The organism is Clostridium sp. 'White wine YQ' (assembly GCF_028728205.1).
In the GTDB taxonomy this organism is placed as follows: Bacteria; Bacillota; Clostridia; order Clostridiales; family Clostridiaceae; genus Clostridium_T.
This window is the reverse complement of record NZ_JAQYUU010000001.1, coordinates 1,204,725-1,229,357: the sequence shown is the minus strand read 5'-3', so window position 1 is coordinate 1,229,357 and position 24,633 is coordinate 1,204,725. Positions and strand designations below refer to the sequence as shown.

Annotated in this window: 23 protein-coding genes and 1 pseudogene; 11 read left to right on the top strand and 13 right to left on the bottom strand. The window is 30.6% G+C overall.

Annotation, left to right across the window (positions count from 1 at the left end; genetic code table 11):
- Positions 1-53 precede the first annotated feature (53 nt).
- Together PTZ02_RS06160 and PTZ02_RS06155 are read left to right on the top strand one after the other, a co-directional pair.
- The gene (locus PTZ02_RS06160; protein WP_274226927.1) at positions 54-1,046 is read left to right on the top strand and encodes a hypothetical protein; all 993 of its coding nucleotides are present in this window, start codon (positions 54-56) and stop codon (positions 1,044-1,046) included.
- A gap of 50 nt (positions 1,047-1,096) precedes the next feature.
- Positions 1,097-1,933 carry a GNAT family N-acetyltransferase gene (locus PTZ02_RS06155; protein ID WP_274228068.1) on the top strand — a complete coding sequence of 279 codons (837 nt, stop codon included), beginning with the start codon at positions 1,097-1,099 and terminating at the stop codon, positions 1,931-1,933.
- A 28-nt stretch (positions 1,934-1,961) separates the two neighbouring features.
- Here PTZ02_RS06155 and PTZ02_RS06150 read toward each other — a convergent pair whose 3' ends face one another.
- A complete protein-coding gene (locus tag PTZ02_RS06150) occupies positions 1,962-2,882 on the bottom strand; it encodes a hypothetical protein (protein WP_274226926.1) in 921 nt (306 codons plus the stop codon).
- A gap of 248 nt (positions 2,883-3,130) precedes the next feature.
- Positions 3,131-3,295 (bottom strand): hypothetical protein, encoded by a 165-nt coding sequence (locus PTZ02_RS06145; RefSeq protein ID WP_274226925.1) that lies wholly within the window; start codon positions 3,293-3,295, stop codon positions 3,131-3,133.
- A 179-nt stretch (positions 3,296-3,474) separates the two neighbouring features.
- Between PTZ02_RS06145 and miaB the strand changes: the two genes are divergently transcribed.
- The 6 genes from miaB to PTZ02_RS06115 all read left to right on the top strand — a co-directional run bounded on the left by miaB (position 3,475) and on the right by PTZ02_RS06115 (position 12,048).
- Complete coding sequence (miaB, locus tag PTZ02_RS06140; protein ID WP_274226924.1) at positions 3,475-4,809, top strand: tRNA (N6-isopentenyl adenosine(37)-C2)-methylthiotransferase MiaB; 1,335 nt, start codon at positions 3,475-3,477, stop codon at positions 4,807-4,809.
- Between the two features lie 98 nt (positions 4,810-4,907).
- Positions 4,908-7,547: a DNA mismatch repair protein MutS gene (gene mutS / locus PTZ02_RS06135; RefSeq protein WP_274226923.1), complete on the top strand. Its 2,640-nt coding sequence runs from the start codon at positions 4,908-4,910 to the stop codon at positions 7,545-7,547.
- Positions 7,548-7,569: 22 nt separating this feature from the next.
- On the top strand, positions 7,570-9,465 hold the full coding sequence (mutL, locus tag PTZ02_RS06130) for a DNA mismatch repair endonuclease MutL (RefSeq protein WP_274226922.1): 1,896 nt from the start codon (positions 7,570-7,572) through the stop codon (positions 9,463-9,465).
- 9 nt (positions 9,466-9,474) lie between these two features.
- Positions 9,475-10,401, top strand: a complete 927-nt coding sequence (miaA, locus tag PTZ02_RS06125) for a tRNA (adenosine(37)-N6)-dimethylallyltransferase MiaA (protein ID WP_274226921.1) — start codon at positions 9,475-9,477, stop codon at positions 10,399-10,401.
- Between the two features lie 52 nt (positions 10,402-10,453).
- On the top strand, positions 10,454-10,690 hold the full coding sequence (gene hfq, locus PTZ02_RS06120; protein WP_202766298.1) for an RNA chaperone Hfq: 237 nt from the start codon (positions 10,454-10,456) through the stop codon (positions 10,688-10,690).
- Between the two features lie 71 nt (positions 10,691-10,761).
- Positions 10,762-12,048, top strand: coding sequence for a methionine gamma-lyase family protein (locus PTZ02_RS06115; RefSeq protein WP_274226920.1), 1,287 nt, complete (start codon positions 10,762-10,764; stop codon positions 12,046-12,048).
- A 32-nt stretch (positions 12,049-12,080) separates the two neighbouring features.
- Here the strand turns inward: PTZ02_RS06115 and lexA are convergent, their stop codons facing one another.
- Positions 12,081-12,680: a transcriptional repressor LexA gene (lexA, locus tag PTZ02_RS06110; RefSeq protein ID WP_274226919.1), complete on the bottom strand. Its 600-nt coding sequence runs from the start codon at positions 12,678-12,680 to the stop codon at positions 12,081-12,083.
- Positions 12,681-12,821: 141 nt separating this feature from the next.
- Here lexA and PTZ02_RS06105 point away from each other — a divergent pair, with 141 nt between their 5' ends.
- Positions 12,822-13,253 carry a hypothetical protein gene (locus PTZ02_RS06105; RefSeq protein WP_274226918.1) on the top strand — a complete coding sequence of 144 codons (432 nt, stop codon included), beginning with the start codon at positions 12,822-12,824 and terminating at the stop codon, positions 13,251-13,253.
- A gap of 135 nt (positions 13,254-13,388) precedes the next feature.
- Here PTZ02_RS06105 and PTZ02_RS06100 read toward each other — a convergent pair whose 3' ends face one another.
- Entirely contained in the window at positions 13,389-14,381 is a 993-nt protein-coding gene (locus PTZ02_RS06100; protein WP_274226917.1) for a tyrosine recombinase XerC, read from the bottom strand.
- Between the two features lie 377 nt (positions 14,382-14,758).
- On the opposite strand from PTZ02_RS06100, the gene PTZ02_RS06095 reads away from it, so the two are divergent.
- Positions 14,759-15,637: a hypothetical protein gene (locus PTZ02_RS06095; RefSeq protein ID WP_274226916.1), complete on the top strand. Its 879-nt coding sequence runs from the start codon at positions 14,759-14,761 to the stop codon at positions 15,635-15,637.
- Positions 15,638-15,833: 196 nt separating this feature from the next.
- Here the strand turns inward: PTZ02_RS06095 and PTZ02_RS06090 are convergent, their stop codons facing one another.
- The 9 genes and pseudogenes from PTZ02_RS06090 to PTZ02_RS19690 all read right to left on the bottom strand — a co-directional run bounded on the left by PTZ02_RS06090 (position 15,834) and on the right by PTZ02_RS19690 (position 23,383).
- Entirely contained in the window at positions 15,834-16,694 is an 861-nt protein-coding gene (locus PTZ02_RS06090) for an alpha/beta hydrolase (protein ID WP_274226915.1), read from the bottom strand.
- A 93-nt stretch (positions 16,695-16,787) separates the two neighbouring features.
- The gene (locus PTZ02_RS06085; protein ID WP_274226914.1) at positions 16,788-17,597 is read right to left on the bottom strand and encodes a phosphotransferase; all 810 of its coding nucleotides are present in this window, start codon (positions 17,595-17,597) and stop codon (positions 16,788-16,790) included.
- A gap of 15 nt (positions 17,598-17,612) precedes the next feature.
- Positions 17,613-18,233: an HD domain-containing protein gene (locus tag PTZ02_RS06080; RefSeq protein ID WP_274226913.1), complete on the bottom strand. Its 621-nt coding sequence runs from the start codon at positions 18,231-18,233 to the stop codon at positions 17,613-17,615.
- A gap of 45 nt (positions 18,234-18,278) precedes the next feature.
- A complete protein-coding gene (locus PTZ02_RS06075) occupies positions 18,279-19,565 on the bottom strand; it encodes a B12-binding domain-containing radical SAM protein (RefSeq protein WP_274226912.1) in 1,287 nt (428 codons plus the stop codon).
- A 400-nt stretch (positions 19,566-19,965) separates the two neighbouring features.
- Positions 19,966-20,652 (bottom strand): annotated as a pseudogene (locus tag PTZ02_RS06070) (phage portal protein); the annotation flags it as partial.
- A 64-nt stretch (positions 20,653-20,716) separates the two neighbouring features.
- Positions 20,717-21,205: a hypothetical protein gene (locus tag PTZ02_RS06065; RefSeq protein ID WP_274226911.1), complete on the bottom strand. Its 489-nt coding sequence runs from the start codon at positions 21,203-21,205 to the stop codon at positions 20,717-20,719.
- 14 nt (positions 21,206-21,219) lie between these two features.
- Positions 21,220-21,636, bottom strand: a complete 417-nt coding sequence (locus PTZ02_RS06060; protein ID WP_274226910.1) for a hypothetical protein — start codon at positions 21,634-21,636, stop codon at positions 21,220-21,222.
- Positions 21,637-22,306: 670 nt separating this feature from the next.
- Complete coding sequence (locus tag PTZ02_RS06055) at positions 22,307-22,633, bottom strand: hypothetical protein (protein WP_274226909.1); 327 nt, start codon at positions 22,631-22,633, stop codon at positions 22,307-22,309.
- 654 nt (positions 22,634-23,287) lie between these two features.
- Positions 23,288-23,383 (bottom strand): DUF7768 domain-containing protein, encoded by a 96-nt coding sequence (locus PTZ02_RS19690; protein ID WP_443112613.1) that lies wholly within the window; start codon positions 23,381-23,383, stop codon positions 23,288-23,290.
- A 277-nt stretch (positions 23,384-23,660) separates the two neighbouring features.
- Between PTZ02_RS19690 and PTZ02_RS06050 the strand changes: the two genes are divergently transcribed.
- On the top strand, positions 23,661-24,014 hold the full coding sequence (locus PTZ02_RS06050) for a DUF1413 domain-containing protein (RefSeq protein ID WP_274226908.1): 354 nt from the start codon (positions 23,661-23,663) through the stop codon (positions 24,012-24,014).
- Positions 24,015-24,633: the final 619 nt, after the last annotated feature.

The following is a 24,633-nucleotide window of genomic DNA, read 5'->3' as shown; positions in this document are numbered from 1 at the left end:
ACGAGAATTAAATGAATATATTTAATTAGTAATAATATTTTAGGAGGAATCTTATGGAGCACATCATTCAGCGTGTACTATTAAATTATAATATTATTGGATATAATGCTGTTAAGAATGGAAAGTGTTACATAATTGATTGTGGAGAAGATAAATTTATTTTAAATTCCTATAGAAGAAATAAAAAAGGAATTAAGGAATTGTTTCAGTTTAAAGAAGATATATACAATAATGGTTTTAGGAAAACTTCACGAGTAATTAAAAGTAACAATGGAAATAGTTATATAATAACAAAAGATAGAATTTATTATTTAACTACTTTTACTGAGAATGAGAATAAAATGGAACCAGATCAGTTTTACAAATCAACTATACAAGTACTCAGAAATTTTCATAAGTGCACTAGAGAATTACACCCTGAAAAATACAGGTTAAGAAGAGAATATGGAAAAACGATAGATAAATATATTAGAAGATTAGTTTTCCTTGCTAATTTAAAACAAGAATTAAATATGAAAATTATTAAGGCTCCGTTAGATTCTACGGTTTATGATATATTAAATGCTTACGATAATATATTTGAAAGATGCTTATTGATATTAAGAAGTGTAGTACCTAAGAGTTCTCAAAAACTACTTAGGTATAAGTTTTGCATTTCAAATTTAGCATTAAATAACTTTGGGGAAGTTGAAGGAAAGGTATTGCTTAGAGATATACCTAAAATAAAGCAGTCCTACTATCTTACTGATTTAGGATCATTATTAAATAGCATAGAAAATAGTCCTTCTATCAAATGGAGTTATAGTTTTTTTGAGGAATTAATTAATGTTTATAATAAAGGAGAAACCTTTATTGACGAAGAAATTTATTTGCTTTATTGCTTTACCATATTCCCCTATAGGCTATATGATATTTGTAAAGGTATATATAAAAAGCAAAATACAAGCAACATAAATATATTAAGAAATGAATTTGATTATTTAATAGAAATAAAAGAAAATCTTGATTTATGGATTGACAAATTTGAGGAAAAGTATAATATGTAGATTTAATATATGATATAATAATTATATTTTGGTGGAGAGATGTGATTAAAATGAAAATCAAAAAAGTTAAAAAATTTGATTTGAATCTTATAAAGAAAATATCAGATGAAGCAATAGAAATGAATCCATTAAATGAAGACTTTGAGGAAGTATATTCAAAAGCAAATATATTAGATAAATTAGTGCTTAGAACAAATCTAAAGGTATATAGCTATGAAGATAAGTTAGGTATTATATGGAAAGAAAATTTAAGAGATGACTATGTGAATTTACGCAGCTTATACTTTCAAGATGGTTTTGAAGAGTTTCCTCTAAATGAGTTTAAATCAAATAAATTCTATTCCTTTGAAACTACTGCAACTGAAGATAATACAGAACTATTAAATAAGATTGGTTTTCAAATTTCAGATGAGAGCATCGTTCTCCTTAAAAAATTAGGAAAAGTTAATCTGATAAAAGCTGAGGATGTGGAGTTTAAAGTAGTTCAAAGCAATGTAGATATAAAGACTCGTGTGGAAATACAAAATTCTATCTTTAAGGATGTAAATAGATCAGATTTAAAGGTAGCAGATATAGTTAATGATATGAAGCAGTCTTATTATATCGATGATCTGTCTATTTTGATTATGCATAAAGGCTTAGCAATAGGATATGGACAAGTGATATATTTGAATAAACAATATCTTGTTGTTAATTTTGGAATAATCGATGGATATAGAAAAAAAGGGTACGGACGAATACTCTTAAACAGAATAATAGCAACATGTGCTGATAAAAATATTAAGGATTTATATATTAGAGTTTCTGAAAAAAATACTCCAGCAGTAAACCTATATAATTCAGTAGGTTTTAATTATTATAATAAAGTTGTTGGATGGATTAGATAAAAAGAGGCAGGATTATTCCTACCTCTTTTTATTTCTTTTCTATTTTGGGCAAAACACTTTTTGTACTACCTTTTATTGGGAAAACAAAAAGTAAAAAACCTATAAATGCAATGAATAGACTTAATTTTACGTTTAGTCTAAACATTGCTGCTAGTCCAGAAATACCAAATAGTCCTATTAAGTCACTATATTCTATGGTGGTACCATGCTGTAGCATCATAATTTCAACAACCAAAAGTTGAGAAATTATTGCTGAAATAAAAGTACATGCAGCTATAATCCATCTTGTTGCACTACCTAATTTTCCTTTAAAAAGATAATAAGATTTTAATAGTCCAAGGCTTAATAAAGTAGAGAAAATCGCTGCTAAATTATTAGATAAATACACTTGAGCAAAGCTCCAAGGTATTGAGATTAGAATACCACCTATTAACGCACCAATAGCTCCTCTAAGATAATTTTTATTTTCTGATTCATATTCTCTTGCTGCTGTCTCAATCATTTCGACCTGTTGGGTGTAACATTCACTATGTGCTGAATACATTACATTTTCAAAGTATATAGTTTCATTTGCATTATCATGACCACAGAATATGCAGCATTCCTTACCTTTTATTCCTAAAGAGTTTAAAAGATTAGTTAGATTAATTAGTAAGTTATTCATGGTTTCAATTTTAGTGCGTCTATAATTCTCTTTAAATTTTATAATTAGCATATCATGGTCGAATAAAAAACTACTAATTTTTAATAGCTTCTTATTATAAGTTAAGTGATTTAAAACCTGGTTCTTATTTTCTTCACTAATGGATGGTAATGGACAAATAAAAATTTTCACTCCTTGTCCAGATATCACAGTAAATAAGTAGTTGTTCTCTTCTCCAGATGCAATGTTCTTTTCGAATTTCCAACCTTTTAGTGAAGCAAATTCTTTAAGTTTTGAAAGTGCCATTTAATTCTATCTCCTTAAAGTATAAAATTTATCGTATATTTTAATAAATAGATATATATTTTTTTTACTATACAAGATAATGAATTGAAAATTATAACAATATTACTGTTACATAGGTTTATATTACTATTGTATAATGATTTTACAGTATATTACAATTATTACATATTATAGAATTAAAAATGCCTATGGCGTAGTATCTCCATAGGCTAAATAATTATAAAATTAGTTAAATAATATACTGGGGATTATAACAAATCATCAGTTGGTACATAGGAAGTTTTAGTACCTAGTACAGATGATGTTAGTTTATCACTAAAATATCCCCTATCACTTATGTCACGTTTTTTATCCTTTGTATTTTCTGGATTAACATACTTATCTGGATGATCTGTTACTTTAGCATCGTACATACTATCACTCCTTTTATGATAGTATTCTTCTTTTTTATATTTTTTATGAATAATTTATACATCAATTTTATTAAACTCTTTTAAAATCTCTCTAAATTATATATAATTATTTAATGAACAAATTTTATAATCGAAAGATTAAAGGATAAACCTTGAATTATTGTATAAGGAGTGTAAAGATGTTACAAAATACTGAATTAAAATACTATATTGAAACTTGGGGTTGCCAAATGAATGAGGAAGACTCCGAAAAATTATCTGGAATGCTTAAAAGAATTGGCTATTCTAATACTGAAGTAAGAGAAGAAGCTGACATTATTATATTTAACACATGTTGTGTAAGAGAAAATGCTGAAAATAAAGTTTTCGGTAATCTTGGCTTATTAAAAGCAATGAAGGAAAAGAAACCAAATTTAATAATAGCTATATGTGGTTGCATGATGCAGCAAAAAGACATGGCAGATAAGGTACTTAAGACCTTCCCATATGTAGACATAATATTTGGAACTCATAACTCATATAAGTTCCCTGAGTACTTAGACATGGTACAAAAAGAAGGAGTTCAAATTAAAGAAATTATAAATAAGGAAGAAGGAATAGTAGAAGGACTTCCTATAGATAGAAAGAGCGATGTAAAAGCTTTTGTAACTATTATGTATGGATGTAATAATTTCTGTACTTATTGTATAGTTCCTTACGTTAGAGGAAGAGAAAGAAGTAGAAAAGTTGATGATATACTTAAAGAAGTTAATGAATTAGTTAGCTTAGGCTATAAAGAAGTAACTTTACTTGGACAAAATGTTAATTCCTATGGAAAAGACTTAGGGGATGATATGACCTTCGCTAAATTATTAAGAGTAGTAAATGAAGTTGAAGGAATAGAAAGAGTAAGATTTATGACTTCTCATCCTAAAGACTTAACTGACGATGTAATTCAAGCAGTAAAAGAATGTGATAAGTTATGTGAGCAAATTCACTTACCAGTTCAAAGTGGATCATCTAGAGTATTAAAGGAAATGAATAGAAGCTACACTAAAGAACAATATCTAGAACTTGCTAAAAAAATAAGAAAAGAAATTCCTGGAGTTTCAATATCTACTGATATTATAATAGGCTTCCCTGGAGAAACAGAAGAAGACTTCTTAGATACATTAGATTTAGTTAAAGAAGTTGAGTACGACTCTGCATTTACATTCATATATTCTAGAAGAAATAATACACCAGCTGATAGAATGGAAAATCAAATTTCTGAAGAAGTAAAGCATGAGAGATTTAATAGACTAGTTAAGCAAGTGAATGAGATTGTTGAAAAGAGAAATAAGGAATATAATGGAGAAGTAGTAGAAGTACTTGTAGAAGGTAAGAGTAAAAACCAAGAAGATAGATTAATGGGAAGAACAAGAAACGGAAGACTTGTTAATTTTGAAGGTAGTCAAGAAAATATAGGCAAGCTTGTTAATGTAAAAATAACAAAAGCTGGATCCTTTTCACTTACTGGAGAAGAGTATAAATAAATTTATAACTAAGGAATTCTAAGTTATGTATAAGCATACTTAGAGTTCCTATAATAAAAGCTCTTTCATAGGGCTTTTATATTTATTAGGAGGTTTGTATGGGATTAACTCCAATGATGCAACAATATTTTGAGATTAAAGAGAATTATAAGGATTGCATTCTGTTTTTTAGACTTGGAGACTTTTATGAAATGTTTTTCCAAGATGCTGAAATTGCTTCAAAAGAATTAGAATTAGTTCTTACTGGAAGAGATTGTGGTCTAGAAAATAGAGCTCCAATGTGTGGTATACCTTATCATGCTTCTAGTAACTATATAGGTAGACTTATAACTAAAGGGTATAAAGTAGCTATATGCGAACAGGTTGAAGATCCTGCCTTAGCTAAAGGAATAGTTAAAAGGGATGTTATTAAAGTAATAACACCGGGTACTTTTAATGATACTGCTTTTATTGACGACAGTAAAAATAATTATATAATGGCACTTTATTTTAATAATAATGAATTTGCACTTTCTTCATCTGATATATCTACGGGAGAATTTAAATGCACAAAGTTCTCTAATAACTTTGCACTAGTGCAAGATGAAATAGCTAAATATAAGCCGTCAGAAATCATAATAAATAAATTATTTGAAGAAAACTTAAGAAGTAAATTAACAGAGGCATATCAAGGATTAATTACAGTAAAAGCTGAAGAATACTTTTCAGAAGATTATACTGACTTTGATAACCAATTTAAGAATACTGAAACTAATGAATTAAATTCATTTATTAAGGTTTCAGCTAATGGATTAATAAAGTACATAAATGAAACACAAAAAATTACTTTATCTAATATAACTTCTATTGAAATCTATGAAATTGAAGATTATATGACATTGGATTCCTCTTCTAGAAGAAATCTAGAGCTTACTGAAAGCCTAAGAGAAAAGAATAAAAGGGGTTCACTTCTTTGGGTTTTAGATAAAACTAAAACAGCAATGGGTTCTAGAACCTTAAGACGATTTATTGAAGAACCATTAATAAATAAAAATAGAATAGAAAGTAGATTACAAGTAGTTCACGAACTTACAGATTCTATTTCTATGCTTGAAGAACTTAGAGAAGCATTAGATTCTATATACGATATAGAACGTATCATAGGAAAAATATCAAATAGAAATGTAACTCCTAAGGATTTAATCAGTTTAAAACTATCCTTAAATAAAGTTCCTGAAATAAAAGATATAATATCTAACTTTGATGCGTTACTTTTCAAAGAATATTATATGAAAATTGATGAATTAAAAGATATAAAAGAACTTCTTGAGAAGGCTATCTTAGATGATCCATCTCTTACTATTAAAGAAGGTGGAATAATAAAAGATGGCTATGATGAAGAAATAGATAGATTAAAGAATGCTAAGCTTAGAGGTAAGGAATGGATAGCTTCTCTTGAGAATAATGAAAGAGAAGTAACTGGAATTAAATCCCTTAAGGTAGGTTATAATAAGGTATTCGGTTACTATATAGAAATAAGTAAAGCTAACTTTAGTTCTATTCCTGAAGGCAGATATATTAGAAAGCAAACTCTTGCAAATGCTGAAAGATTTATAACTGATGAGCTAAAGAAAATTGAAGATGATATTCTTGGTGCTGAAGAGAAATTAGTAAACTTAGAATATAAAGCTTTTTGTGATGTTAGAGATAAAGTTGATTCAGCTATAGAAAGACTTAAAATAACAGCTAGAATTATTTCTGAACTAGATGTTTTAAGTACATTTGGTAAGATAGCTTTAGAAAATAATTATGTTAAACCAGTCTTAAATGAAGGTGGAATAACAAATATTATTGAAGGAAGACATCCAGTAGTTGAAAAGGTTATTCCTTCTGGAGAGTTTATATCAAATGATACTAAGTTAAACTCAGAAGATAATCAACTTTTAATTATAACTGGACCAAATATGGCTGGTAAATCTACTTATATGAGACAGGTAGCATTAATAACTCTTATGGCTCAAATAGGCTGCTTTGTTCCAGCTAAGGAAGCTAATATAGGTATATGCGATAAGATATTTACTAGAATAGGTGCATCAGATGATTTAGCTGGTGGAAAGTCTACCTTCATGGTGGAAATGTGGGAAGTTTCAAATATTCTTAAGAATACAACTTCGAATTCACTGGTACTTTTAGATGAAGTGGGAAGGGGTACCTCTACCTATGATGGACTAAGTATAGCGTGGGCTGTTATTGAACACTTATCTAAAGGAAACATAAAACCAAGAACTCTTTTTGCAACACATTATCATGAATTAACACAACTGGAGGATAAAATCTCAGGAGTTAAGAACTATTCTGTAGCTGTTAAGGAGCTTCAAGATAATATAATATTCCTAAGAAAGATCATACCAGGTGGCGCAGATCAGTCTTATGGTATTGAGGTTGCAAAGCTTGCAGGACTACCTAAGAATGTAATTGATAGAGCTAAAGAAATCTTACTTAACTTAGAAAGTAATATGCAAGCTAAAGAAGAAATCAGCGTAAGTAGTAATAGTGTAATTACTAATAAAATAGATACTTCAGAAGCTAAACCAAAGGAAAAGGTTAAAAAGGCTGAAACAATGCAGCTGGATTTTACTGCTATAGAAAAGGATAGCTTTATAAATGAAGTTGCTTCATTAGATGTTTTAAATATGACTCCAATGGATGCTATGAATAAACTATACAAGTTAATCAAGGATGCAAAGGAAATACAATAAATTAAATGTGAGGTGATGGGGATTGAAGAGAATAAATATTTTAGATGATAATACTTCAAATAAAATAGCAGCTGGAGAAGTAGTTGAGAGACCCTCCTCTGTGGTTAAGGAGCTAGTTGAAAACTCAATAGATGCTAATAGCAAGAATATCATAATAGAGATAGAAAATGGCGGAGAAACTCTTATTAAAGTAATAGATGATGGAGATGGAATACATCCAGAAGATATTTCAAAAGCATTTCTTCCCCATGCAACTTCAAAGATTAAAACTGTTGAGGATATATATTCTATAAGTACTTTAGGTTTCAGGGGGGAAGCATTGCCATCGATTGCTTCAGTATCTAAAACTCTTCTAAAATCAAAACCAAGGGATATTGAAACTGGAACTGAGATATCTATAACTGGTGGTAATATTGATTATATTACTGAAAGTGGAGTTAATTATGGAACTACAATAGAAGTTAGAGATATATTTTATAATGTGCCAGCTAGAAAGAAGTTTCTTAAGTCCTCTTCTAGGGAAGCTGCATTAATTAATGATATAATTACTAGAATTGCAATATCTAATCCTGATATATCATTTACATTAACTGCAAACGGAAAGAAGATGCTTAACACTTATGGTAATGGAAAGATAGAAGATGTAATAAGAAATATTTATGGTAAAACAATCTTAGAGAATGTAACGTATTTTCAAGGTGCAAATGATACCCTAACAATTCACGGATATATAGGAAACGAAGAAATATCAAGAGGCAGCAGAAATAATCAAAGTATTTATATTAACGGAAGATATATTAAAAACAAAACTATTACTGCAGCTGTAGAAACTGCTTTTAAATCTTTTGCTACAGTCAATAAGTATCCATTTTTCATTATAAATGTAGAAACTTATCCTGAATTTGTAGATGTTAATATACATCCAACAAAAGCAGAAGTTAAGTTTAAAGATGAGAGAGAATTATTTAAGATAATATTTGATACAGTACATAATAAACTTAAAGAAAATGTAAGATCATCCTTTATGGAGGAAGATACAGGACGTGATTCAGAAGACAAACTTGAAAATTTAAGTTTTTCCCTTGAATATGATAAGCAAGCAAGTGTTGAAATAGAGAAACCATCATATTTTAAAAACACTTACTATGATAATCCAAAAGAAATAGTTGAGGTTAAAATACCTGTTGATTTAAAAAATGATGTAGTAAGAGATGAAGACAAGGGTGAATTTAAGGAAATAATAGAAGTTATAAATGAGGAGATAAATGAAACTTCATCTTCTATTAGTGAGGGCACTTCTGATGTAACTTATGAAAGTAGGGTTCCAATAACACCTAAAATACCACCTCTTAATGTAATTGGTCAATTTAATAAAACTTATATCTTATGTGAGTATGCTGACACATTATATATAATTGATCAACATGCAGCACATGAAAAATATCTTTTTGAAAAATACTATAAAGATATAAAAAATAGACATGTAGAAATTCAGCCATTATTAATACCAAGTATAATTCAACTTACTTTAGATGATTATGTATATTATGAAGACAACATGGAAATATTTAAAAATGCGGGCTTTGTAATAGAACCTTTCGGAATTAACACTGTATCAGTTAAAGAGGTTCCATATTTCTTAGGTAAGCTTGATCCTAGAGGATTATTTTTAAGTATTTTAGATAACTTAAAAAATCTTGGTACTGGTCAGACTGTTGAGGTAAAATACAATAGAATAGCCACTCTTTCATGTAAATCTGCTGTAAAAGCTAATAATGAATTAACCATTGAAGAAATGAAAAGTTTGGTTAATGACATGAGAGAGATGGAGGATCCATACCATTGTCCTCACGGTAGACCAACAATTATTAAGTTAACTAATTATGAATTAGAAAAGCGATTTAGAAGAATAACCTAAGGAGTATATATGAATAATAAACTTTTAGTAATTGCTGGGCCAACAGCAGTAGGAAAGAGTGAGACTGCTGTAACTTTAGCAAAAAATTTAAATGGGGAAATAATATCAGCAGATTCAATGCAGATATATAAGTATATGGATATTGGATCAGCTAAAATTACTAAAGAAGAAATGGACGGTATTCCTCATTACATGATTGACTTTTTAGACCCGCGGGAAGAATATACAGTTTCTGAGTATAAAGATGCTGTGATTAATATAATTGAAGACATACACTCAAGAGGTAAGTTACCTATTATTGTTGGTGGGACTGGATTGTATATAAATTCTATAATTTGTAACATGACTTTTGCAGAAGGAGAAAAGGATGAGGAATATAGAGCTTATTTAAATGATTTAGCTGAACGTAATGGGAATGAGCATATACACAATATGCTAAAAGAAGTTGACCCAGTAAGCGCAGATACTATTCATTATAATAATAGAAAAAGAGTAATTAGAGCTCTAGAAGTTTTTCATCTAACTAAGAAGCCTTTTTCTTCATTTGATATGGGTGATAGTATATATACATGTAAATATGATTTATATTATTATGTTTTAAATATGCCAAGGAATGAACTATATTCAAGAATTAATCAAAGAGTTGACATAATGATGGATTTAGGTCTCTTAAAGGAAGTAGAGCTTTTAAAAGATAGAGGGTTAAATGAGAATATGCAATCTATGAAAGGTATTGGATATAAGGAATTATTTGAGTATTTAAATGATAAAGTCTCACTAGAAGATGCTATAGAAAACATTAAGCAAGGCAGTAGAAATTATGCAAAAAGACAGCTTACATGGTTTAGAAAAGACCCAAGAGCTGAGTTTATTAATAGAGAAGAATTTAAGAATCAAGATGAAATTGTAACCAAAATAACTAATGACATTATGTAAAGTAAAGAGTATAATAGAATTAATTCGGTAATGAATATGGAGGATGAGTTGAATGAATAAGCAAAGTAATAATTTGCAAGATATATTTTTAAATGGTGCTAGGAAGAATAAAATTGCAGTTATCGTATACTTAACAAACGGTTTTCAATTAAAGGGATATGTAAAAGGTTTTGATTCCTTTACTGTAGTTTTAGATTCTGATGGCAAGCAAATGATGATATATAAACATGCAATTTCAACTATAAACCCAGCTAAACCAATTTTGTTTAATAATGAAACAACAGTATAAAATACTCTCTATGCTCTGCATAGAGAGCTTTTATTTGAGTCTGGGAATAAATTAAGTGGAGGACATTTTTAATGCTAGATTTAACAGTAAAATATTTAAAAGAACAATATAAGATCAATGATGAGACTTTAGATTTATATTCAAAGGCAATGGAGGATATAAAGAAAGAGTTTGAGATATATGATGAAATAAGAGAATATAATCAATTCAAAGTCCTAAAAGCTCTTCAAGAAGAGAGAATAAGTGATTCTCATTTCACTAATTCATCAGGTTATGGATATGGAGATATAGGAAGAGACTCATTAGATAAGGTTTATGCAAGAATATTTAATTGTGAAAGTGCACTTGTTAGACCTCATTTTGTAAATGGAACACATGCAATTGGAGCTGCTTTATTTGGTAACTTAAGACCAAAGGATACTTTGCTAACAGTTACAGGAACTCCTTATGATACTTTACATAACATTATAGGAATTGAAGTAGAAGAGAATATTGGATCTTTAAAGGATTATGGAGTTAATTATAAGCAAATAGATTTAAAAGATGGATATTTTGATTTAGATAAAATAGCTTATGAATTAAAAAATGATCCATCAATTAAGATGGTACATATGCAAAGAAGTACAGGCTATGGTTGGAGAAACTCATTTAATATAAAAGATTTAGAAGTTGCTATATCACATATAAAGAGCATAAGACAGGACGTTATAGTTTTTGTTGATAATTGCTATGGTGAATTTATAGAAACATTAGAACCTACTGATGTTGGTGCAGACTTAATTGCAGGCTCATTAATAAAAAATATCGGTGGAGGTATAGCTCCTACAGGAGGATATATTGCAGGAAAAGAAGAGTGTGTTGTTCAAAGTTCATATAGATTAACTATCCCTGGAATAGGAGGGGAGTGTGGTTCTACCTTTGGTGTAATGAGAAGTTTTTATCAAGGATTATTCTTAGCACCACATGTAGCGATGGAAGCAGTAAAGGGAGCAGTATTCTGTGCAAGAATAATGGAACTTGCAGGATTTGAAGTGTTACCTAAATATAATCATAGAAGAAGTGATATAATTCAAGCTGTTAAGTTTGGAAATAAGGAAAAGCTTATTGCTTTCTGTAAGGGAATTCAAAAAGGTTCTCCAATAGATTCATTTGTAGAATGTGAACCATGGGATATGCCAGGATATAAGGATCAAGTAATAATGGCGGCTGGAGCATTTATACAAGGTTCAAGTATTGAATTATCAGCAGATGCGCCAATTAGAGAACCGTATATAGCTTATTTACAAGGTGGTTTAACTTTTGATCACGCTAAGCTTGGAATAATGATTGCTTTATCAAAGGTTTTGGAAATAAAATAAATAAAAAATACTGGCTAAATGCCAGTATTTTTTTAATATGCTCTAAAAAGTCCAACAAGCTTACCTAAAATTGAACAATCATTAACTATAATAGGACTCATTGTACTATTTTCAGGTTGTAATCTTATTCTTCCTTTTTCTTTATAAAATCTCTTGATTGTAGCTTCGTTATCGATTAATGCTACAACAATTTCACCATTTAAAGCAGTTTGACATTGTTCAATTATGGCCAAATCTCCATCATTGATTCCAGCTTCAATCATACTTTCTCCGGATACTTTAAGCATAAATAGTTCACGATCATGCTTAATATAATCTATTGGGATAGGGAAAGAGTCTTCAACATTTTCAGTTGCTAAAATAGGTACTCCAGCAGTAACCTTTCCTACTAAAGGTATGTTGATCATTTCCCTTTTAGGAGAGTTTAGTTCAAGGATCTCTAAGGCTCTAGGTTTAGTAGGATCTCTACGTATTAAACCTTTTTTCTCAAGTCTTTTTAAATGTCCATGTACTGTTGAAGTTGATTTAAGACTTACGGCATCGCATATTTCTCTTACTGAAGGCGGATACCCTTTATTTTCTGTATAATTTTTAAGAAAATCATATATTTCAGTTTGTTTATCCTTAGACATTATTAACACCTCTCTAACTTATGCTCCCATTATAGCATAGTATATCTAATTAATCAAACTTATGTTCTCATAAAAAAATTTGCTTATATTGAGCTTATTTGTTATAATCTCTAAAGAGTGATTTAAAGAGGAGTAGTGTACATGAGAGAAATTTGTATATTTAATTCGAAAAAGAAGTGTAATGACTGTGGTGAATGCGATTATTGCGTTTATGATAATAAAAAGCTTTGCAACAATTGTGGTAAGTGTTTAGAAGATGAAGGAATAGATATAAAAGCAATTAGAATAGAAGAGATAGCAAAAAATATTGAAGAGAATGAATTCATTGAAAATGAATTTGTTCAAGACGAATTCGTGGAAATAGAAGAGTCTGAAGAAAATCAAGATGATGAGGCTGATTTTGAAGAAGATGTGGAAACAGCATATACTGAATCTGATGAAGAGTACGAAGATGCTTGGGATCATATTGAATATGTAGAAGATTTAGATGGGTTAGTGGAAGATGAAACTTATTTAGAAGAGAATTCAAATGAGGTTTTTCCAGGCTTGAGAAGAATAAAAGGAAATATATAGAAGTTATAAGGTGTGCTTAGTATTTTAAGTACACCTTTTTTATTTTTATTTTATTTTTGTACATTCGATAAATTTTAAAATCACTATATGCCTTGAATACAAAGTAATACAATGTAGTATCATGTATTACATGAATTATTTTAAGTTTGCAAGTGGGTTAGATTTAACAGCTTTTCTCAAGTCTTCATCGTCTACATGGGTGTAGATTTGTGTAGTGGAGATGTTTTCGTGACCTAAAATATCTTGTAAGCTTCTAATATCAACGTTTCCATGCTTATACATTAGCGTTGCGGCGGTGTGTCTTAATTTATGAGGGGTGTATTTTGCGTCTGTTAAACCTGCAGTTTGGGTGTATTTTTTAACTATTTTTTCAACGCTTCTTTTAGTGATTCTGGTACCGTAAGAGCTGATAAATAGGGCATCTGCGTCATCTGGTGTCTTTGTTTTCAACTTAATTCTATCCTTCATATAATCATCGATGGATTTAAGTGCTGCAGGTGTTAAATAAACAGTTCTTTCTTTATTACCCTTACCGATTATATTCAAAGTATCACCTTTTAGTTTAGAAATATTGATGCTGCAAAGTTCAGATACTCGCAATCCGCAATTTAAGAATAAAGTAATCATACAGTGATCTCTGGTGTAGTATTTATACGTTTTATCCATTGAATCCAGTAGAGTAAGAGATTGATCTAAAGTTAAGTAAATAGGGTGTCTAGAGCTGATTTTAGGGGATTCCAACTCTAATGCTGGGTTATCTTTTATTATACCTGCCTTACCTGTTAAGAATTTAAAGAAAGATTTTAGTGCTGCAACCTTTCTAGCTCTTGCGTATGTACCATTTTCTCTTTGTTTTTCTGTAAAAGATAAGAAAGCATACATATCTGAAAGTCTTATTTTATTTATGAAATCGGCATCTATATTCCTGATATTTACTTGGTTGAATTCGATATTTTGCTCAGAATGACCTTTGTATATCATTAAAAATCTAAAAAACATAGATAAATCAATCCTATAGCCGTCGATTGTGTTTAAAGATTTGCCTTTGATTGTTTCTAAATAATTTAAAAAGTCATTTAAATCTGGCGGTAAATCGTTATTTTTCATGGTTTCTATGTGATATTTCAAGTGAAAAACCTCCTAATAATGTCATTAATATAATTTTACAGGAATTTTATATAAATTACAACAATAAGTTCGCTAAATGTATATTTAGCGAACATTTTTATATGAGTTTTTAGGAGAAATTGATGTAATTCTTAATTCATGCGCTTTTACACCTGATTTAAAAATCTATCTTCTTTTATGTGTAATTCATTTTAATAGAAAAATAATTTTGAAAATATCCAAATGTACATTTGCACGCTTTTTAATGCGTTCAAATTTGAAAATTTGTCAGAATTGATGCTTATAAAAAAATAATTAATCATATATTTTCGAGAATTCTTGAACATGTAATACATACGTATTATAATGTAGTATACAGTATTACATAGGAGGAAAACATGGCAGATTTAAAGGCAACAACAATGAGATTATCAGAAGAAACAATTAAGAATTTTAGAGAGGTAGCTGAAAAAGAAGGTATAACTCAAGAACAATGTATGGCTAGTTTGCTTCAAGTGTTTGAAATGCAGCAAGCTAAAAGTACTCTAAAAGATAGAAAAAGAGAAATCGAAACCTTTGAGGAATATGTATCTAGACTTCAGAATCTTTACTTAGCTTCTTTAGAAATGAATGTTACGGCTGAAGAAAAAATAAGTAAAGAGCTATCTGAAAAACTTAATGAAAAAAATGAGGTTATACTATCATTAAATAAAGAAATAAATAATTTAAAAAATCAAATATCAGAAATTAAAGAAACTAATAAAAGACTTGAGGAAAGTTTAAAAGAAAAAGATTCTGTTACAAAATCTACAGAAGAATTAAATGCACAAAATAAATTCTTATTAAATCAAGTTAATAAAGAAAATGAATTGTTATATAGTAAAATAGATGAACTTAAAAGTTTAGAAGACAAATTTTCTAGTCTTAGTTTAGAGAATAAAAAACTTAATGGTGACTTCTCTACTCTATCTTCTAAACTGACTGAGAAAGATATTTATATATCATCTTTATTAGATAAGATCTCTTTTCTAGAATCAAATCTAGAACACTCTACAAGTGATATTAAAGCTATAAGGTTAGAACATAAAGAAGAAATTCAAAATATATCTAAAGTTCATAATTTAGATAAAGAAAATTCTTTAAAACAACAAAAAGAAAACTTGCAGGAATACTACTCTAGAAAAATTGAAATGGAAATTGAACATATAAAATTAATTAAAGATACAGAAATTAAAAACTTACAAGATAAATTAGAAGGTTTTAAGAATAACAAATAAGTGAACTTTTGGGGAGGTGTACTACACTTCCCTACTTTATTTTATAGATTTATAATGCTTTTGGTACAAATATATGAGTCGGACTACTCTTCTCTATTATTAGAAATTATAGCTGAATATAAAAAGACTTTGATGAGCAATTAAGCTCACCCAAGTTTAATTTAATTTGTTATTTATGGAATTAATAAACGGAATATTATAATCCTTGAAGCCAATTTTCACAAAGTTTTGGCCAGATTGCTACCGTAGGTTCATCCTCACCTAATCCTAAACCATGGGGACCTTTGGAGAATATATGAAAATCAAATGGTAGATTTAGCTCATTTAGAGCTTGAGCAAAAAGTAAGTTTTGGCGCTGAAAATTCCAGTGATCGGTCGCTGTAATCCATAGAAAAGTCGGTGGTGTTTTCGCTGTAACATGTTTATGATTTGAAGTAAAGTCTATAAACTCATCCACTGTAATATCTTTTGTTAATAGAGAATCTGGTGGCAAATTTTCCTTAGAAAATGGGGATGTCTCAGCATAACATAAAATGATCGCATTAAGTTTAGAACTCGTTTGATCAATCGGATCGTTAAAATCTGGTTCTCCCAAAAGCATCGTCATAATTTGCGCATTTCGACTATCCGGTTCTATAATTCCATTATCAAAACGAGTTCCTACAAAAGCGGTGAGATAACCGCCAGCTGAAAATCCTATCATGCCTATCCGGTCCGGATCAATATTAAATTCTTGGGCATGATACCGAATATACCTAACTGCTCGTACTGCATCTTTGGTTGACGTAAATGGAGTAAAAGGAGCAACCCTATAATTTAAAACAAAAGCATTTATTCCTATTTGATTTAGCCATTTTGCAATTGGTTTTCCTTCATTAGACGCTCTAAATTGAAATGATCCGCCCGGGCAAACAATAATTGCAGGGCGGGTTTTCTCCCCTTTTAATAAATAAGGGGTAAGGGTAGGTAACCCTTCGTTATTCAAATCCCCAATAGTAGAAATTAAGTCGGCATCAGGAACATTTTTTTCCCAAAGTTTTATATCTTTTAATCCCATCGATATTATCCTCCCATTTTAATCTGCGGTTCGGATGACCACGGCTTTTTTCTGCGTTAACTTTATATAACGATAATCGAAGAACGATACTTATTACTCCCATTCTTCAAAGTGTTCTTCTAAGAAAATAATTTCTTTCTCATAATGCTTTAAGTGCCCCTCTTCTATCATCTTTTCATATGCTATGTTTCCTTGTTTAGCACCAGAAGTTAATGTATCACACATTGCTTTGATTCGGCATATAGTCCACTCTTTAAGATTGTTAGGGATTCTCATTCCATATGCATTAAAGAATAGATGAATTCTACGTTTACGCTCTACTCCATGCAATTCACTAATATAAGGTATGGATTTTCCTGTAGTATAGTCTATTGCAAAGCTTGCAAGGGGAACAGAAGTATAGAGCATATATACAATATCCCAAATCCGTGGGCCAGGAGCAGCTAAATCAAAATCTATTAGTGCTATGGGCTCTTCATCTTTATAAACAATATTATATGGAGCAGCATCATTATGACAAATCACTTCATCTTTCCACTCCTCTTTTGCAGGTTGTTTAACTTCGAATGTAGTTTCTGTAGAAGATATTTTGAAATGTATCACTGCATCATGGTATTTACGTAATAACTCAGCGCTCTTTATAACAGAATTGTCACTCCATATATACGGCTTAAAATCTGGGTAATAATCACCAGGTACTTCGCCTGAAATAAATGATAGTACTTCTCTACCTTTATCATCTATACCTAGAAACCTCGGAGCACCTTGGAATTCTTTCTTTTCTAAATATATAAGAAGTTCATGAACAAAGGGACTCCAGTTAGTACTTCGATGAACAGCATTTCCTTTTCGAACTACTTCATTAACGTTACCTCCATGAAGAACTTCTTCATTGTTATGCATAATAAATTCCCTTTCCTATAATCCAAAGGTATTCTCTATTACCCTGGGAAGTATACTATAGACCGATTTTCCCATCTTACGTTCAAAATAATCTTTTATTTCAAAGGTTGCCTTCCATTTAAGCGTTGTATATTCGTTTGTTCCATGTCTTAAAACAGCATCAACCATCCTCTTTTCTATAAGACAATACCCATTTGTAAATGCTAATGCATCGCATAGCTGAATGAGCCTATCATAATCATCATACTGTATATTCTCTAAATACGTTTTTACAAAGTTAAATTCTTCTTTAGAACAATCCCATATACCAAAAGCAGTCTTTATATCTTTACAATCGAAAGAATGAGTTAAACATACTTTTGCAGCTCTATCAAATCCCTTTCCCATTAAGAAGTTATAGCCATCTAGTATGTGTCTTAGATCTGTTACACCATATCTTCTACCTATATCATGTAATAAACCACATATATAAGCTGTAGTTGGATCTATATCATCACAATTTTCAGCTATAAGCTTTGCTGAATTAGCAGCATATTTAGAATGGTCAACCCATTGTCCTGGATTTAAAATTGAAGCTTCATGGAGTAAGGCTTCTGCTTCTTGTAATGTAGGGATACCACCATTATTAGTTGTCATTTTTGTATCCTCCTTATGCTTATTAAAAGATTAATTATACTAAAACTAACTTTTTGTACCTTTAAGGCTTATCTTATACCCCAAATTTACAATTAAGTTATAGATTATATTAGTTTTAGATTTTCTCATTCTTTTATAAATAGATTTCAATGAATAGAATTCTCTTCTAAACCACATGTAACCTTCGAATAATTCTTCCCTGCTCATATTTTTAGGAATATAAGCTACTCTAGTTTTTCCATTGTAATAACTCCAATCCCCTGTTATTAACCTATTTTCTTCTTTTAACTGAGCATATATTGGTGTTTTAGGTAAAGGTGTCAATATACTTACAGTGGCCCCATCTATCCCTAACTCATTGCAAGCATCTAATGTTTTCTTGAATACATCTTTTTTATCTGTGTCGAATCCAAATATTATTCCTGCTTGTACACAAATATTATTATTATGAATTTTGTCTATTAAACTTTTGTATCTATTCACATCATTTATACCTTTATTTACACTACCTAAGCTTTCCTGAGAAAAAGACTCTATTCCAACAAAGAAGTATACACAACCGGCCTCTTTAGCTAATTTTAATAATTCTTCATCTTTACATCGCTCTAATGTTACTTGAGCCGCCCATTTTTTATTAAGCTTTTTTAATTCCATCAATAATTCTTTAGCATAGTTTATATCTCCAAAAAAATTATCATCCCAGAATACAAAAAATTTATTTTTCATAGTCTTTATTTCAAAAATGACTTCATCAATAGGTCTAGTCCTAAACTGCTCACAATAAATCTGCTTTAAATTGCAATAGCTACATTTATAAGGACATCCTCTTGAAGAGATAACTGCTCCCTTTGTAAAGTGCCTCCTATGGATTAAATCTCTTCTTACTATAGGTATATTTTTAAGGGTAGGTACTTCTTTACAAATATATTCTGATTTTGCTTTATCTTGATAAAAATCCTGTAAAAATTCTGGCCATATAATTTCTCCTTCTCCAACCATTATATAATCACAATGTTTCTTTACCTCTTCTGGTAATAATGTCGCATGAGGTCCTCCCATTACAACTTTAGTATTTTTATCTCTAAATTTTTTAGAGATATCATAACAATGCGTAGCATTTGATGTATTTACCGTTATTGCAACTAAATGAAATTTATCTTCATATGGAACTGGTTGATTATATTCATCTACTAAAGTTATTTCATATTTATTTTCATCTATAAAAGCTGCTAAATATGGCATAGTAATCTGAATAAAATTATTGAATTGATTTTTTCTAAATTTATTTATTTCCTCATTCTCAGGTGTTATTAAAAGTATTTTTTTCTTCATAATGAAATCTCCTATAACAATGTCATATAGCTTAGTAACTTAGTAGAAATTTTTAGTTCTAATTTTTCCCATCTATATTTCTTCACGATATCCAATCATATGGATAAAAGGAAATATTTTTTTATGCTTATATTAATTTTATAATAATCATTAACACAATTCTACATAATATTCAATAAACTGGAATTTAATTAATTAATCCATAGGATAGAAAAATATATGCATCATGTTCCACTCTAATATATTTGGGTATTTCATTAATTTCATCGTTTCCTAAGTTAAAAATAAAAAAAGAAATTCTCTGTGCAAATCACTGGCAAAACAAAAAACACCAATTATGATAAAATCACCACAATCAGTATTTTTTAATTATTTACTCAATTATAACTTCTATCTCAGTACCATCTAGCAAGCCATCAACATTGAACTTAACAAAGTATTCTTTCTTTTCACTTTTATTAAATAAAGCTCTTTTTTAGCCTGTTCCCACCTAACCACCCACGGATCAAGTGTGTACATAACAAATTCAAGTGATTGCTGTTCTATGTTGCAAATACATGATTTATCAAGATCTCCAATTATATGAGGTGGGATTCTAAATATCATTGCTATCTCATCTATTTGAAATTTTCTAGTCTGTAAAAACTATGCTTGTTCTGATGGAATAACTATGCTTTGAAACTTCATTCCTTCTTCTAAAACTGCACCCTATGCGCGTTGGACCTACCTTGATGCATACTGTTCCAAATTTCTCTAACTCTTGCAGGGTCTTTTAATACCCTTGGATGCCTCAAGTACACCTCCAGGATTAGCACCATTTACAAAGAATTTAGCACCATATTCCTCAGTAGCTATTGTCATATCAATTGTATTTTTAGCCATAGCTATCGAAGAATAACTAATCCGAAAGTAAAAGATGACCCATTAATGTTTCTCTGAACACAAATGATGTCATCTCAGGATTTGGTGCATCTGCAAGTACTGTTTTCCCACTTGTGGTGCTACCAAATAAAAAGCCATAGATACTTCCCAAAAAACTATTTTTAGGACCTGCTCTAGACACCAAAAGTCTTGTTATTATTGGTATTTTCATTTGGCTTACCTCCTAAAAATGGGTAGAAAAGAGCGAAGTTTATTGCCATGCACTTAAACTATATCCAATTGAAGTGATTTCTTACTATAGAAGCTGTATAATTTGATGTCTTTTTATCAGTATCTATTAGGGTTAAAGTTGGTGTTATATTTCCGAGTGAAACTATATTTTTTGAATCTTGAAAATCAACAATCTTAATAACAGTCCATCCAATACTTACAAAATGATTAATATAGTCTTGTGCTGAATTTAATGGTCTTTTGGATTTTGGATGAATAAATCCTTTAATCCTAAGACTTATAAATATATCATCATAATGTTTTTTAACTTCTTTAGTTACATATGTTACGAATTCAAATTCAGTACAATCAGCTTCTTGAAGAGAAGAAATTCTAACAAATGTGTCTCTTATACTTCCGTTTATATGCTGAATTTCATAAACATTTTTTCTATCTATTCCAGATAAGCACCTCATTGTAGATGATTTTCTCATATTAGCTTCTCCAAGTATCACATAAACATTTACTGGTTTTTTATTGTTTATCAATATAAACTCCCCCTTTAAACTAATATTTTTTTTATTAACTTTAACATTCTTATAGCTTTATCCGTGGTAATTTTTTCAAAGTCTATTGTTTCCATAATACTTTTAATAGATTCTAGTACCTCTAAATCTTCATCATAAGCACTTTTCTCTTTTGAGACTTCCTTTAAACAGTACATATTCCCTTTTCTTCCTTTGTTAATTGATTGAATATTATATTGTCTTTTCGCTACTTGTATAGCTTTAAATAATCCACCATAGTTTTCAAGCATTCCATCATCATTAAATTTGTATCCACATATTTCGCCTATCTCTCCAAGCTTTGCAGTGTACGTTCCTTTATTTTCTTTAATCTTTTTAATTAATGTTTCCCCTATTCTCTTAACATCATCATTACTATAGACCCCTTCAGTCCAACTCTTCTCGTAAGCCATAAATTCCACCTCTTAAATTTAACTTATATTCTACAATATGATTGAGAAATGGATTTAGAACTTATTTAAATTATTATTTTTCTAATTAAAAAATTAAAATTCTATTAACTAAGATTTATTCAGTAAAGAATTCTATTAAATTCATTCCAACAACCTGCTGCACGTAATCAATAAGCTCCTGGTCCTTACAAAAGAACAAATCTAAGGTATCTAGCCATAGCTGTTACCTATCTCTTTGAGAGCAGGTAGTCATCTTGGTAATTAAGTCATGCGGATCATGTGGCTGCTCACCAGCAAGTCCTTTTTTTAGGTTGTATGTTGCTACTGGTGTATTTAAGAGGTTCTAATCCTTATCTAGATCCGATACTGAAATAGAGAGCATTGGCTAGGCAGTATTTGCCGTTGCCATAATAAACTTATAATCACGACGCTTTAATACAAATTTTAAATAAGTCTGGGCACCAATAAACCTAAAATATGGTCTCATCTGATTACCTGATACTTCTTTTGCAAGTGTAGCTCCACCAGCTTTTACGATTTCTTAAGGAACCCCAGCACCAATTAGAGCCTCAGTTTCCTTTTGGAGTTCATCCTGAGCATCCGCCAGCTGCTAATCTAAAAACTCCTCAACTGCACCGATAGCTAACTGTTTATCCTCCTGCCAGCAATCTCAGTCATAACGAAGATAGTCCGTATCATTGGTATATTTCAGTTCATTTCCATACTCACGCACCAGCACTTTAGCTTCTCCAATATTAGAGTAATCCTCCGGTTTCAAAGAATAACCTTCAAAATTTGCATTATATTCTTCAGGTGGAACATATCCATCCTGACTTACGACCTTCTTATTAAAGAAACGAACTGCGCTGGCCCAAATGGTATCTAGCTCCTCATCTGGCAGTGGCGGATCACATTTCTTTGCGTGTTCCCAAAATGCGTCACGAGCCTTTTCTGTAATTCCGTAACGTTTTAGAACTCTTGCTGCAAAGTGAGACATGGTATTGTTGCGACTTCCTTCTTAAATAGGACCACTTGATGAAGTATCCTCTTCATCAAAATCCGTCTCCGGTTCCACCAAATCATCTACAGTTAGCCAGCCTTCATGCCAAACAACATCATCACTTTCTGCGCCAAATAGGAATCAGGCTGCATCCAGTGCGTTATCGTCAATGAAAGTATATTTCTTTTGAAGTGAAACCTTCATAGCACCATAGATATTTGCATCACTGCACTCCTCAATAGGAAAATAAATATAGTATTTCGGTCTTGCAGTTTTTCCTTCTTTTGAAATCATGTGGTGGCGGCTTGTCCGTGAGCATGTAGTCCACATCTTCAAAAAGAGATTCAATTTTTTCTGCTGTAATCCAATCTATCGGATTTTCCGAATGGTCATTATCAATATCCATCACCATACAATCTGAGCTTATAAAATTATCAATGCTTGTGTAATTCTCTTTGTACATTGCATAGGTGGTTGACTCTTACTGCTTTTTGCAGCTCCTTTGGACAGGTGACATGCATCTGATTGGGATAACTGTAATTTGCTTTATCGCTGGCACAGTTTGCTGTAAATAATGTTAGTTGCATTTCTTATGCCTCCACTAAATCTTCCGTAAAATAACGGATTGTCATGTTCTTCTTTTTTGCTTTGTTAATCTCCGTCTGCATCAACTACAAATCTACTGCACCTCATTGCCTTGCCTGTGTTTACTTCCACATCACCAGAAAACTGTGAACAGATATACACAAGTGGTCGATACCTCTTCGAATCATTTTTTATCTGCGTCAGCGCCTGGTATACTGTCGGATTAGTATTTCCTTACTGATACTTGTAACTTACCCAATAAGGCTTCACCTCATTTCTATAGAAAGTAAGGAGACCTACTCCTTCAACTTCCTAAGTATAACTAGCGACTGATTTTACGGTGAAAATAAAATTTTCTCAAAAGTATTGCACGTTGGTACCTTACATGTTATACTATATTTATAGAACAGGTACCCAACATGTAAAGGAGGACTAATGTATGCCAATTGTAAAATTAACTTTAAATGACGAGTATTATCAGAAGCTAAGCGAAATGGCTCAAGCAGAGAAAATGAGTATTCAAGATTTAATACGTAACAAACTATTTCCAGAGAATACAATCTTCACCCCAGAAGAAGCTGTAAGACGTGCACATGATGGACGTTTTTCAAATGGACAAGAATTTTCACTACCTGATGTGTATGGTGAGGATTGGAATATCGAAAGAGGTCCGGCAGGTGTTTTCGGAAAAAGATTCTACAACTACATCAGTGATAATGAAGTAGGAATTGTTTTTTTAGACATGGGAAAATACGGGCGTCGCGCAATGTATAAGCTAAAGGATGTTCACTAGAATGAATAATAAATTGATAAGAAGAACAATGCTAAACTATATAAAAAGATATGGAAAGCAATATACTCGCGTAATGATCAATAAGTTTACTAAGGCCTTTCAAACTACCAAGCAGCGCATATCTGGAAACATCAGCTGTAAGAACTGTATTGAAGGTTCCATTACTATTTATCGAAACAAACCGCATAGTATAATGTATTAACAGCTCCTCCACCGACTGGTAGCAATACCAGCCGGTCTTTTTTTGTTCGATTTGTCATCTTAAATAGTGCTAATCCTCTTAAGACAGCTTGTTTTCAAGGTTTATTTCCCTATATTATTTTACTTTTGTTATCAATACAACACTCTCAACGTGAAATGTCTATCAAAACATATCAACAATGAGTTAATCACTTTCTTATTCTAGATAAATGCGCAAAACCCAAACCTTAATGCAAATATCCCTAGTTCTGCGTATTTGTTAGACACCCTAACACAAAAATCCCCCCAAACACTAAGTCTGAGGGAACATAAAACACACTTCAATTTTCACTTAAAAACCTTTGATATCACCCTATTTCCTCTCTATCAACGCCACACACTCCACGTGTGTTTTGACAGTTTATTGATACTAAAACGC